This is a genomic window from Actinomadura meridiana, from assembly GCF_039537545.1.
GTDB lineage: Bacteria > Actinomycetota > Actinomycetes > Streptosporangiales > Streptosporangiaceae > Spirillospora > Spirillospora meridiana.
Map to the genome: position 1 here is coordinate 191425 of NZ_BAABAS010000001.1, position 12352 is coordinate 203776.

Consider the following 12352-nt stretch of genomic DNA (forward strand, 5'->3'; position numbering starts at 1 on the left):
GCGAGAACCCCGTTGGGCCGACCCGAAAGCCCTGCTCCGCATGGTGGAGCTGCTGTAGGCCTCGCACGCGCCGCGCCGCCGATATTGTGCGTTAGTGAACGAGGTGTCGCTCGTCCGGGAACTACTGGGCCCGCTGGAGTTCGACCGAGGTTTCTACCCGAATATCTATGTGAGGGTGGGCGACGAACCGAGGTGTCCGCCCGCTGAACTGCTCCATCCGATGCTCTTCGACCCGTCGTTCGACCGTGGAGAACACCTCGGTCCTGGTAGGGGCATACCCGAAACGGTGGACGAGTTGACCGAGGTTCTCCAGGTCCTGCCGGTGACCGCGACTCAGATGATCCCGTTTCTGGTGCACACCTGCACGCGAGACCTCGCGTTCGAGGCGCTCGGCGGGCCCTGGTCTCCGCAGGTCGCAGGGCATGTCATGGAGCGGGTAATGGAACTCATAGGACCCGGGACGCAATGGTGGAGCAACGTCAGCTACCCCGAATGAGCATGGGAACATGGCGACTTCTCAGATGGCCAGACATGGTCTCCGGTCACTGGCCACACATTTGACCGCGCCGTAATTGGCATCGGACGAGGCGTCACCGTTGCCCTGTTGGCCATAGCGAACCCGTAAGCGCTGGTCTCGTAGGTCGACGACGTCCGTGAACGTCAGGTAGATGCGCGCCAGGGTCAGGACTTCACCGGCGATGCCGATCAGCAGGGCCAGTCCGGCGATCCAGAAGGAGGGGTGCGAGCGAGTGAAGCCCTCGCCCACGGAGCCGACCATCACCGCCAGCGCCCACGTGCCGAAGGTGGTCAGGCAAAGAACCTTGGCGAGGCTGTCACCCTGCCACCGCCAGCGGTAGAACATCACCATCATGCCGCCGGCGCCCAGGAAGAAAGCGATTCCCTGCGAGGCTTCGTACAGGGACCCACCAGAGATCCAGATGACCTGCGCCAACGCAACGACGATCACCGTTCCGATCACGGGAAGCGGCGGCGCGGTCGGTCGACCTCTGGACATACCCACCTCGCAAGATCAGCACAAGTATGCCAGACAGCGATCATTCGCCAGATGTACGCACATCGTCCGACCTCGCCAAACTGGAGCCGTATCGGACCGTTTTCAGGTACCCGAGGTGCTGGATCATCTGGACCGACAAGGGTCGGTGGTGGGCTACCCGAGGGCCCCTGGCCAGCGAGGATCTCAACCGGGAGGCGTGTGTTGACGCCGACACGGCCGAGGACTCGCGGCGAAAATCCGGGCGGTGAACGGTGTGGATGACTGGTTACCTGATGACACTGCGCGCATTGACCCCGTTCCGATCCGCGTCGCGGAGGCGCATTTTGATTCTTAGGGGGCGGGTGGGGGGAATTTTGTTAGGTAGTGGAGGGCTCGGGGCCAGGGGTCGTAGGCGAAGAGGTGGCGGGGGCGGTGGTTGTGGCGGGTGCAGAAGGTTTCTAGGTTTATGTGGATTTGGGCCGGGGTGAATTCTGAGTTTGGGGTGGCGGCCAGTAGTTCTGGGTGGGGCGTCCAGCCGTCGTGGTCGAATGCCCAGGTGTTGTTGGTTACGTAGATGTGGGCTGGGTCACGAGCTCCGCGGGGCCAGAGGCCTACGGGGTGGAAACCGGCGTCTGGGTATGTTTCCAAGAAGGCGTACGCGAGGATGTGGCAGGCTCCGGCGGCGAAGAACGCCTTGTCGGGACGGTTCCATGAGAGGTGTTGGTCTCGTCGTTCTTCGGGGGTGCGTTTGTACTGGGTGCTTGGGTGATACATGATTTGGGGCTGTACGTTTTGGGGGCTGCGTGTCAGGATGGGGGTGGTCCGGAGACGTCGGTGGGACGCTTCGAGATGTGTCGCATTGGAGTTTTGGTATGGCTGGTATTTTGCCGGACGGGGCGCGTCGGCGGGTTACGGTGCGGGATATCGCGGCGGCCAAGGGGCGTGAGCGGTGGGCGATGCTCACCGCGTATGATGCTATGACCGCGTCTGCGTTTGATGAGGCTGGTATTCCGGTGATCTTGGTCGGGGACACCATGGGGGATAATCATTTGGGATATGAGTCCACCGTTCCTGTTACGTTGGATGAGGTGGCTATTCTCGCGGCGGCTGTGGTGCGGGGGACGGAGCGTGCGCTGGTTATTGGTGACTTGCCGTTTGGTAGTTATCAGGAGGGGGCGACGCAGGCTTTGCGTAGTGCGGTGCGCCTTGTTAAGGAGGCGGGGGTTGGTGCGGTCAAGTTGGAAGGGGGAGAGCGGAGTGCGGCCCAGATCGGTGCGCTTGTGGCTGCTGGGATTCCTGTGATGGGGCATGTGGGGTTGACACCGCAGTCGGTGAACGCGTTCGGGGGTTATCGGGTTCAGGGGCGTGGGGAGACGGCGGCGCGGCAGTTGGTTCAGGATGCTTTGGCCGTGCAGGACGCTGGTGCGTTTGGGGTTGTTTTGGAGGCGGTTCCAGGGGAGTTGGCTTCGCGTGTTACCGAGTCGCTGGACATTCCTACTGTTGGGATTGGTGCTGGTCCGGGGTGTGATGCGCAGGTTCTCGTGTGGACGGATGCGGCTGGTATGAGGTCGGGGCGTCCGGCGCGGTTTGTGAAGCAGTATGCCGGGGTTCGCGACACATTGGTGGAGGCCGCTCGTGCTTATGCCGAGGATGTGGCTAATGGCTCCTTTCCTGCGGAGGAGCATGTTTATCGTTGAGGTTGGTTGAAGTTGTAGGTGGTGTGGGTGAAGGTGCCCTTGCCGAAGGCAAGGATTTTGGCCGGGCGGACTTGGAAGACCAGGGCGGTGCCGCCGTTGTGGGAGAAGCCGGTTTCGGTTGGTTGAAACTGCCACTGGCCCTCCCACTTGGTGGCCCAGGCGGTGGCTAGGCGTTCCAGGGTCGGGCGGTCGGTGACGCGGTGGGCCTCGCCCTCGACCATCACGTCCAGGCCCTGTGTCCATTGGTTGCAGCCGGTGGTCAGGACGACATGAGGGTTGGCGGTGAGGTTGCGCGCTTTCTGCTCGTCGGGGCCGGTGCAGAAGTGCAGGGCGTCGTCGAGCCATACCGTCACCAGCGGTGTGACGTGGGGGCGGCCATCCGCTCGGACTGTGGTGACCCAGGCTAGTTGTGCTGTTTCGAGGGTTTCGCGTGCGGTTGCCCAGGGGGTGGCCTGGGTGTTGGGGTCGCTGAATCGTTCGTCCAGGTGGGTGGATGGGTCGCTCATGGTTGCTCTCCGGTGTCGACGTTGGGTCTTACGTTTCCCTGGTCGGGGATCGGAGGGCAACGGACACGCCGGGGGACGGGGAGGTACGGTCGGGGGCATGGGGTTTGAGGTGGTGTGCGAAGTGGAGCCGCCCACGCGGCCGGATTTGACGCGGGTGCGGCATCAGATCGGGGTGTTGAGTCCGGTGGCGGACTCGTTTCTCATTCCCGACAACCACATCGGCCGGGCGACCGTGTCGAGTGTGGCGGTGGCCAATGAGGTGCAGGCGATGGGCGCGCGGGGCATCGCGTGTCTGAACTCCCGTGACCGTAATCTGCTGGGTTTCCGCCGGGACCTGTTGACGGCCGCCGCGTATGGTGTCGACCGGTTCCTGTTCGTTTATGGGGACAAGCCGTCGGTGGGTGGACGGACGAGTGAACTGACCGTCCGCGCGATGATGGACGAGACGCGCGCCGCGGCGGAGGACGCTGTTTTCACCGGTTGCGCGCCGTTCCAGGTCGGGGTGACGTCGGGGCTGCGGAGCGTCCCGGAGTGGAAGCGGTCGGCCGACTTCACGTTCGTCCAGGTCAGCTATTCGGTGGAGCGGCTGGTGCGCTGGCGGGAGACCGTCGAGCTGGACGGTCCCGTCTACGCGGGCGTGATGGTGCTGGCGAGCGCCGGAATGGCCCGAAACCTGGCGGCCGCCATTCCGGACATTCAGATTCCGGACGAACTCGTCGACGCCGTCGAACGAGACCGGGCGGCGGGTGTCGCGGCGGCGTGCGAGCAGGTGCTCGCGCTCCGGGACAGCGGCGCGTTCGACGGGGTGCATCTGGTGCCGGTCAGCCGGTACCGGGAGGTTGCCGCGCGGCTCGAACGCGAACTGTGACCGTGGAGCCGGGGGTGCGGGCGACGACGTCCATCCTGGTCGGGGACGCGGACACGGCGTCGAGTGTCGGCAGCGGTGATGTGCCTGTTCTGGCGACGCCCAGGTTGCTCGCGGTTGCGGAGGCCGCGACGGTCGAGGCCGTCCGGAAACATCTGGGCGAGGGACGGACGTCGGTCGGGACGCGGGTGGAGCTGAAACACCTCGCGCCGAGCCCGGTGGGCGCGCGGGTGACGATTGAGGCGGAACTGCGCGAAGTGGACGGGCCCCGCCTCGTCTTCGCGTTCAGCGCCGTGGACGACGGCGGGACGATCGTGGGCTCCGGCGTCGTCCACCGGACGATCGTCGATCGGGCGAGGTTCCTCGCGCGCCTGACGGCGAGCGGTCAGTAGGGCAAGAGGCGGCCGGAAGGAGTCCGCAGGTCGGGCGGGCTCGGTTGACGCGGGGGCCTGGGGCGCTTGATGAGCTGCTGCCGTGCCATGTTGATCATCTCCCCTCGCCGGGCCCGGATGTAACCCGGCGATCGAGCTGATGTCGCCGCCGCACTAAGTAGGACGCCCTCGCGGTGTGCGAGGTTCGCCGAGACTATGCGACAAAGTCGTCCGGTTCGACCGATTTTCGAGCTGCGATCACCGCGATGTGTGCCTGACCGGACACGATGGGTCCCGCTTCCGGGTTTTGCGCTTTGTGGAAAATTGCCATCGTCGGAGGCCGCTGACCGTCCGTTCAGTCGGGGTGGACGGTCGGGGCGCTGCGATAATGACCGCCGTGAGCAACGTGCGGAACGGCCGGGACGGGAAGGCGAACCGGCGCGGGCGGCCCGGGTACGACCGGGAGTCCCTGCTGCGCGTCGCCGTCAAGGTGTTCAACGAGCGCGGCTACGACGGCACCAGCATGGACGAGTTGTCGAAGCGGCTCGGCATCAGCAAGTCCGCGATCTACCACCATGTGTCCGGGAAGGACGAGCTTCTGCAACTCGCGGTCGACCGCGCGCTCGACGGGCTGTTCGCCGCCGCCGACGAGGCCGGGGCGTTGGACGGGTCCGCGATCGACCGGCTGGAACATCTCGTCCGCGCCAGCGTCGCCGTTCTGGTGGCGGAGCAGCCGTTCGTCACGCTGTTGCTGCGGGTCCGTGGAAACACCGCCGTGGAGAAGCGGGCGCTGGCCCGCCGCCGGGAGTTCGACCGTCTGGTGTCGGGGCTGGTCGAGCAGGCCGAGGCGGACGGCGACATCCGCCCCGACATCGACCCGGCGATCACGGCCCGGCTGCTGTTCGGCCTGGTCAACTCGTTGATCGAGTGGTACCGGCCGGGGGCCGGAGCGGGGGCGGACGAGATCGCCGACGCGGTGCGCAAGGTCGCGTTCGACGGGCTGCGCCGCCGTCCCGCTACAGGTGGGTGACGAGCGCTTCGGGGTGCTCCACGCAGTCGGCGACGAAACGCAGGAAACCTCCGGCGACCCCGCCGTCGCAGACCCGGTGGTCGAACGTGAACGACAGCTGTGTGACCTGCCGGGATCGGACCTTCCCCTTGTGTATCCAGGGTTTCTCTGAGACCCGGCCGACGCCGAGCATGGCGGCCTCGGGGTGGTTGATGATCGGGGTGGAGCCGTCCACGCCGAAGACGCCGTAGTTGTTGAGCGTGAACGTGCCGCCGGTGAGGTCGGCGGGGGAGAGCCGTCCCGCGCGCGCCTCGTCCGTCAGCCGCGCGAGTTCGGTGGCGAGTTCGGCCAGCGTCAGGCGGTGCGCGTCGCGGACGACCGGCACCACCAGGCCACGGTCGGTCTGCGCGGCGAAACCGAGGTGGACGCCCTTCACCTGGACGATCTCGTGCCGCTCGGCGTCCACGTGGGCGTTCAGTTCGGGGAAGCGCCGGAGCCCGGCGACGCAGATCCGGGCGAACAGGGCGAGCATCCCGACGCGGGCGTCCGGGTCGGTGTTCCGGATGTTTCGCTTGAGCTTGACCAGGCGGGTCGCGTCCGCGTCGACCCAGGTGGTCGCGTCGGGGATCTCGCGGCGGCTGCGCGACACCCGGTCCGCCATCGTCCGGCGCACGCCGGTGAGTGGAACACGCACCTCGTCGACGGTTTCCGGTGGGCGTGCCGCCGCGGCGATGGCCTCTTCGACGTCCTTGCGCAGGACGATCGCCCCTGGGCCGCTCGGGGTGAGGGCGGCGACGTCGATGCCGTGCTCCTTGGCCAGGCGGCGCACCATGGGTGAGATGACGCGCGGCACCCGGCCGTGCGGGGGCGGTGCCGTTGGACGAGCCCGGCGACGAGAACGGTGGGCCGTGCTCGTCCCGTAGCCGACGAGCACGTTGCCGGATCCCGCTTGTTCTTCCTCCCGGTAGCGGGCTGTTTCGCTGTTTTCGGCGACGCCGACCGCGATGAGCGGCTCGCCCACGCTCACAACCGATCCAGCCTGCGCGCACAGTTCCGTGACGACCCCGGCGATCGGGACGGGCACCTCGACGGCCGCTTTCGCTGTTTCCACCTCGACGACGGCCTGGTCGACGGTCACGACGTCGCCGACCGCCACCTTCCACTCAAGGATCTCCGCCTCGGTGAGACCCTCGCCCAGGTCGGGCAGCCGGAAGACGGTCATGCGGCACCGCCCACGGCGACGTAACGCGGGTCGGGACGATCATCGCGCTGGAGCCGGTCGAGCGTGTCCAGAATGCGGTCGACGTCCGGTAGATGGTGGTGCTCCAGCATCGGCGGCGGATACGGGACGTCGAACCCCGTCACCCGCAGCACCGGCGCGAGCAAACTGTGAAAACAGCGTTCCTGGACGCGGGCCGCGATCTCCGCCCCGACCCCGGCGAAACCGGCGGCCTCGGCGACCACGACGCAGCGTCCGGTCTTGCGCACCGACGCGGCCACGGTGGCGTCGTCGAACGGGACGATCGTGCGCAGGTCGATGACCTCCAAGTCCCAACCCTCCGCCGCCGCGGCCGTGGCGGCCTCCAGGGCGACCGGCACGCCGGGACCGTAGGCGACGACGGTCGCGTCCCCACCGGGACGCCGGACCGCCGCGTGCCCGAACGGTTCCGTGTGTTCCAGCCGCTCGATGTCGGCCTTCGACCAGTACAGCTTCTTCGGCTCCATGAACACGACCGGATCGGGGTCGTCGATGGCCTCCATCAGCAGCGAATAGGCGTCCTGAACCGTCGCGGGAGTGACGACCTTCAGCCCCGGAGTGTGGGCGTAATAGGCCTCGCTGGAGTCGCTGTGGTGCTCGACGCCGCCGATCCCGCCCGCGTAGGGAATGCGGATGACGAGCGGCAGCCCGACCCGTCCCCGGGTGCGGTTGCGCATCTTGGCGACGTGCGAGGCGATCTGCTCGAAGGCCGGGTAGGCGAAGGCGTCGAACTGCATCTCGACGACGGGCCGGAAACCGCCCATCGCCATTCCGACGGCGAAGCCGACGATGCCCGACTCGGCGAGCGGGGTGTCGAAGCAGCGGTCGTCGCCGAATTTCGCGGCGAGCCCGTCGGTGATACGGAACACGCCGCCGAGCGCGCCGACGTCCTCGCCGAACACGACGACCCGTTCGTCGCCGTCGAGGGAGTCATGGAGCGCCGCGTTGAGGGCCCGCGCCATCGTGATCATGACAGTGCCTCCCGGGCGTCGAGTTCGGTGCGCAGCAGCTCTCTCTGCTCGTCGAGCTGCGGCGTCGGGGTGCCGTAGACGTGGTCGAACAGGTCCATGGGGGCGAGTTCGGGATCGGCGTTCATGCGGGCCCTGAGGCGTTCGGCGAACTCCTCGGCCTCCGCCGCGAACGCGGTGACATCGGCGTCGGAAAGGTGCCCGCGCCGCCGCAGATAGGCCTCCAACCGCGCGATCGGATCGCGCCGCCGCCATTCCTCGGCCTCCGCCTCCGTCCGGTAGCGGGACGCGTCGTCGGCGTTCGTGTGAGCCTCCAGCCGGTAGGTGTGCGCCTCGACGAGGAACGGCCCCTTGCCTTCCCGGGCGTGCTCGACGGCCGCGCCCAGAACGGCGAGCACGGCGACTGGATCGTTCCCGTCCACCCGTTCGGAACGCACCCCGAACCCGACTCCCTTGTACGCCAGGGAGGGCGCGGCGGTCTGGCGCTCCAACGGCACCGAAATGGCGTACCGGTTGTTCTGGACGAGGAACACCACCGGCGCCTTGAAGACCGCCGCGAAGTTGAGCGCCTCGTGGAAATCGCCCTCGCTGGTGCCGCCGTCGCCGACGCATACGAGCGCGACCTGTCCCGTCCCCTTGCGCAGTTCCGCGTAGGCGAGGCCCGCCGCGTGGAGGGCCTGCGTCGCCAGCGGCGTGCACTGCGGCGCCGTCCGATGCGCCCGGGGGTCGTATCCGCAATGCGAGTCGCCCCGGAGCAGGGACAGCACCTCGACCGGGTCGATGCCGCGCGCCACCAGCGCCATGGATTCCCGATATGTCGGAAAGAGCCAGTCGTCCTCGTCCAGCACGAGCGCGGACCCGATCTGGCACGCCTCCTGCCCATGGCTGGACGGATAGACGGCGAGGCGCCCCTGTTTCGTGAGCGCGGTCGCCTGCGTGTCGAACCGGCGTCCGACGACCATCGCCCGATAGGCCCGGCGCAGCAGCTCCGGATCGGGCGTCGGGTAGCCGGTCCGTCCGCGCGCCGCCGCCCCGCTGTCGGTCAGGAACCGCACGGGTTCCGGCGAGGGAAGCAGTGCTTCCGCCCGTTCCGCCATGGACGCCACCTCCGCGCTCAGCTGATGTTAGAAATATGGACCGAGCGGGACATTAGTCTCAAGACACCGGCCGAACTCGGGACGCTTGGCCAGAATCAAGGAGCTTTCATGGACCAACTGTCCTCCGAGGGGCCACCGCCGCCCGGCCCCGCCGGACGAACGCCGCCGCCCCTCGACGACATCGACCGCGCGATCCTCCGCGAGCTCGCCGCCGACGGCCGGCTGTCCATGCGGGCGCTCGCCGAGCGGGTCAACGTGTCGCGCTCCAACGCCTACACGCGCGTCGAACGGCTGATCGCCGATGATGTGATCACCGGTTTCACCGCCCGGGTGAACCCCGTCCGAGCGGGCCTCGGCACCGCCGCCTACGTCCTGATCAACATCGAGCAGAACTCGTGGCGCAAGGTGTCGGCGCAGCTCGGCAAGGTCCCCGGCATCGAGCACATGGCGTTCGTCGGCGGCGACGTCGACCTGATCATGCTCGTGCGCACGCCCGACAACGTCTCGCTGCGCGAGATCGTCCTGTCCCGCATCCACACGATCGAGGGCGTCCGCTCCACCCGCACCTGGTTGATCTTCGATGAGACCCCGCCACGACCTGCGAGAACACCGTCCGCCTGAACAAATTTTCGATGGGGCGATGAGTTTTCGCGGCACCGCTGGTCCAACCGAGCATGACGACCACAGCCGAGCCCGTGGCCCCCGAGCCCCCGACCGCCGCCGCGCCCCCGATCGCCGAGCCGAGCCGCCGGACACCCGCCGTGGTCCGCCTGCTGGTGCTGGCGACGTTCGTGGTGATCCTCAACGAGACCATCATGATCAACGCGATCCCCCGGTTGATGACCGACCTGGACATCACCGAGCAGGCCGCGCAGTGGCTGTCGACGGCGTTCATGTTGACCATGGCCGCGGTGATCCCGGTGACCGGCTGGTTCCTGCAACGGGTCACCACCCGCCGCGCGTACGCCATCGCCATGAGCGTCTTCCTCTGCGGGACGGCGCTGGCGACGGTCGCGCCGGTCTTCGAGGTGCTGCTGGTGGCGCGGGTCGTCCAGGCGTCCGGCACGGCCGTGATGATGCCGTTGCTGATGACGACGCTGATGACCGTCGTCCCGGCGGAGGATCGCGGCCGCGTGATGGGCAACGTGACCATGGCGATCTCCGTCGCGCCCGCCATGGGCCCGGCTGTTTCAGGGCTGATCCTGCAACTCGGCTCGTGGCGGCTGCTGTTCGCGGCGGTCCTGCCGATCGCCGGGCTGATCACCTGGCGCGGCCTGGGCCAGCTGGAGAACGTCGGCGAGCCGCGGTCCAGCGCCATCGACTGGTTCAGCGTCGCCGCCGCGGCGTTCGGCTTCGGCTCCCTCGTCTACGGCCTGAGCCGCTTCGGCGACGGCGGGACGACGACGCCCGCCGCGATCGTCCTGATCGGCGTCGTCACCATCGCGATCTTCGTGGCCCGGCAGCTCCGGCTCCAGCGGCGCGGCACGCCCCTGCTCGACCTGCGGATTCTTCGCCGTCCCACCTACAGCCTGTCGCTGCTGCTGATGTCCCTGGGGTTCATGGGGATGCTGGGCGCGATGATCCTGCTGCCGATCTACCTCCAGAACCTGCGCGGCCTGAGCCCGCTGGAGACCGGCCTGCTCGTGATGCCCGGCGGTCTCGCGATGGGGCTGATCGGCCCGTCGGTGGGCAAGCTGTTCGACCGTTTCGGCGCCCGGACGCTGATCATCCCCGGCTCCGTCGGCATCGTGCTCGCCCTGGCCGGGCTCACCCAGATCTCGCTGGCCATGCCGTACTGGCAGATCCTCGGCCTGCACGCGCTGCTCATGATCTCGCTGGCCACGACGTTCACCCCGGTGTTCACCCTCGGCATGGGCGCGCTCCCGGCCGACCTGTACTCGCACGGCAGCTCGATGCTCGGCACCCTCCAGCAGGTCGCCTCGGCCGTCGGCACCGCCCTGGTCGTGACGGTGATGGCGGGCCGCGCCGAGTCCCGCGTGGCGGACGGCGTCAGCACCGCCGTCGCCCAGCTCGACGGAATGCGGCTCGCCTTTGTCATCACCGCCGCGCTGTCCGCCGCGATGGTGGGGATCGCCTTCCTGCTCCCGAAGCGCCCCGCCCCTGCCCCTGACCCCGCTCCCGCCTCCGAGTCGCAGGGGCCGGACGCCGTCAGTTTGGAAAAGGAACTCGAACCCGCCTGCTGACAAATCTCGCACCCCGCGCCCGCTGCCACGGCCTAGGCAGCGGGCGTTTCCGTCGATCACGCTGGACATATCGCGGGACGGTTGTAGCGTTGTTCGTACCCGCTGTGGAAAGGGCTCCCGGAGGTCGACGATGGGACAGGAGCGCTTCGTTCGTCGCGAGACCGCAGAGGTATTTGAGACGTCCGAAACGTCCACTATCTGGGCCGCTACCGTTCCGATCGCCGCGTATCTTCGCAGCAAATTCACTCGACGATGGGTGCGGCGACGGCTGAACAACGAAGTCGATGAGCTCCTGTCGCACACGCGGAGCCTGCAACGGCTGGCCATGTCCCCCGACCCTCTGGTGGCGTCGCTGCATACGGCCCGATCTGCCGTTCGGAGCCTGCGCACCGAGTTGGACGTGTGGGGGCTTCTGGAGGTCAGGCCGGGGCGAGGAGACGCGGCCGTCGAAGTGCTGCTCGAAGTCGACATCACCGAAGAACTGCGAAAGCACGGGCTCGTTCTGGAGCCCGCGATGGCCGTCCGTCTGGCGAGCCTGCGGCGGGGCCTCCTGGACGAAAAAGGCCATTACGTCCAGGGCAGGGACCGAAACCGCGACCGACCCGACCCGCCGAGCGGTGACGACGGACTACCGGGCCTGCTCGACCTGGCGCTGAAGGTGATCGACGATGTGCTGCGGGACGCCGACCCGGACGACGCCCGGTGGCAGAAACGGGCGAAGACCGTCCTGAAGCTGATCAGTGACCTGTTGTCCAATCTCGTTCTGGCCATTGTCGCGGTCGGTTTGTCCATGCTCGCCGTCGACGACACCTTCGGAAAGGAAATCACGAAGAAGGTCATCGAGATCCTCACCGCGATGGTCGGGTTGGAAGCAGTCAGGGCGGTGCGGGAGAAGACGAGACCGCCCGACATCGCCGAGGTTCTGGCCCCCGCCGACCGTGGAATCCGCGCTCAGTCCCGCGATCTGCTCGCGGCCATGCAGAACATCGCGTCCAACGAGGGGCGCCCCGCTGGGGAGAGGGTGAACGCCAGGCGCGCGTTGACCTGCCTGCACGGTCATGTCTACACCGCGCGACGGCTGCTGGAACTCGCGGACACGAGCGAATGGCCGCAGTTCGAGGGCTATCTGGAGACGTGCGGGGAACTGCTCGATCTGGGAGAGGAGGCCGTCGAAGCGGCGCGGGAGACCTCGCTCCTCAACCGGTGGCGAATGCGACGAGGAATCGTGAGGCGACTCGACCACGCGGTCGTCACGCTGGCCACCTTCGACATCCCCGACACCCTTCCCCTCCAGCTCGGCGACTAGCCGCCGTCTGCCTCCCCGAACCCCGCGCGCTGCACGGCCGACTGCCCGCGCGTACCTGTCCCTAGGGCCATCGGTCG

General features: G+C 67.7%; 13 protein-coding genes. 8 read left to right on the plus strand and 5 right to left on the minus strand.

The annotated features are described in order from the left end of the window. Positions 1–94 precede the first annotated feature (94 nt). Positions 95–496 (plus strand): hypothetical protein, encoded by a 402-nt coding sequence (locus ABD808_RS00935; RefSeq protein WP_344887961.1) that lies wholly within the window; start codon positions 95–97, stop codon positions 494–496. A gap of 21 nt (positions 497–517) precedes the next feature. On the opposite strand, the gene ABD808_RS00940 is transcribed toward ABD808_RS00935, so the two are convergent. Then, positions 518–952, minus strand: coding sequence for a hypothetical protein (locus tag ABD808_RS00940; RefSeq protein ID WP_344887964.1), 435 nt, complete (start codon positions 950–952; stop codon positions 518–520). Positions 953–1866: 914 nt separating this feature from the next. On the opposite strand from ABD808_RS00940, the gene panB reads away from it, so the two are divergent. Beyond that, a complete protein-coding gene (gene panB, locus ABD808_RS00945; protein WP_344887967.1) occupies positions 1867–2691 on the plus strand; it encodes a 3-methyl-2-oxobutanoate hydroxymethyltransferase in 825 nt (274 codons plus the stop codon). Here panB and ABD808_RS00950 read toward each other — a convergent pair. Then, a complete protein-coding gene (locus tag ABD808_RS00950) occupies positions 2682–3197 on the minus strand; it encodes a pyridoxamine 5'-phosphate oxidase family protein (RefSeq protein WP_344887970.1) in 516 nt (171 codons plus the stop codon). The genes panB and ABD808_RS00950 overlap by 10 nt on opposite strands. A 97-nt stretch (positions 3198–3294) precedes the next feature. Between ABD808_RS00950 and ABD808_RS00955 the strand changes: the two genes are divergently transcribed. The 3 genes from ABD808_RS00955 to ABD808_RS00965 all read left to right on the plus strand — a co-directional run bounded on the left by ABD808_RS00955 (position 3295) and on the right by ABD808_RS00965 (position 5463). Then, positions 3295–4065 (plus strand): methylenetetrahydrofolate reductase, encoded by a 771-nt coding sequence (locus ABD808_RS00955; protein WP_344887973.1) that lies wholly within the window; start codon positions 3295–3297, stop codon positions 4063–4065. After that, on the plus strand, positions 4062–4454 hold the full coding sequence (locus tag ABD808_RS00960; RefSeq protein WP_344887976.1) for a thioesterase family protein: 393 nt from the start codon (positions 4062–4064) through the stop codon (positions 4452–4454). Before ABD808_RS00955 ends, ABD808_RS00960 begins: the two co-directional genes overlap by 4 nt. A gap of 367 nt (positions 4455–4821) precedes the next feature. Continuing rightward, entirely contained in the window at positions 4822–5463 is a 642-nt protein-coding gene (locus ABD808_RS00965; protein ID WP_425548868.1) for a TetR/AcrR family transcriptional regulator, read from the plus strand. Here the strand turns inward: ABD808_RS00965 and ABD808_RS00970 are convergent. Genes ABD808_RS00970 through pdhA form a run of 3 tightly spaced genes read right to left on the minus strand, consistent with a single transcriptional unit; the run spans position 5450 to position 8765 of the window. Further along, positions 5450–6664, minus strand: a complete 1215-nt coding sequence (locus tag ABD808_RS00970; RefSeq protein WP_344887982.1) for a dihydrolipoamide acetyltransferase family protein — start codon at positions 6662–6664, stop codon at positions 5450–5452. The genes ABD808_RS00965 and ABD808_RS00970 overlap by 14 nt on opposite strands. Further along, a complete protein-coding gene (locus ABD808_RS00975) occupies positions 6661–7671 on the minus strand; it encodes an alpha-ketoacid dehydrogenase subunit beta (RefSeq protein WP_344887985.1) in 1011 nt (336 codons plus the stop codon). Before ABD808_RS00975 ends, ABD808_RS00970 begins: the two co-directional genes overlap by 4 nt. Continuing rightward, the gene (gene pdhA / locus ABD808_RS00980) at positions 7668–8765 is read right to left on the minus strand and encodes a pyruvate dehydrogenase (acetyl-transferring) E1 component subunit alpha (RefSeq protein ID WP_344887988.1); all 1098 of its coding nucleotides are present in this window, start codon (positions 8763–8765) and stop codon (positions 7668–7670) included. The genes ABD808_RS00975 and pdhA overlap by 4 nt, the downstream gene beginning before the upstream one ends. Positions 8766–8873: 108 nt before the next feature. On the opposite strand from pdhA, the gene ABD808_RS00985 reads away from it, so the two are divergent. The 3 genes from ABD808_RS00985 (at position 8874) to ABD808_RS00995 (ending at position 12275) form a co-directional block, all read left to right on the plus strand. Further along, positions 8874–9386 carry an Lrp/AsnC family transcriptional regulator gene (locus ABD808_RS00985; RefSeq protein ID WP_344887991.1) on the plus strand — a complete coding sequence of 171 codons (513 nt, stop codon included), beginning with the start codon at positions 8874–8876 and terminating at the stop codon, positions 9384–9386. 53 nt (positions 9387–9439) lie between these two features. After that, the gene (locus ABD808_RS00990) at positions 9440–10969 is read left to right on the plus strand and encodes an MDR family MFS transporter (protein WP_344887994.1); all 1530 of its coding nucleotides are present in this window, start codon (positions 9440–9442) and stop codon (positions 10967–10969) included. A 256-nt stretch (positions 10970–11225) separates the two neighbouring features. Beyond that, on the plus strand, positions 11226–12275 hold the full coding sequence (locus ABD808_RS00995) for a hypothetical protein (RefSeq protein ID WP_344887997.1): 1050 nt from the start codon (positions 11226–11228) through the stop codon (positions 12273–12275). Positions 12276–12352 lie beyond the last annotated feature (77 nt).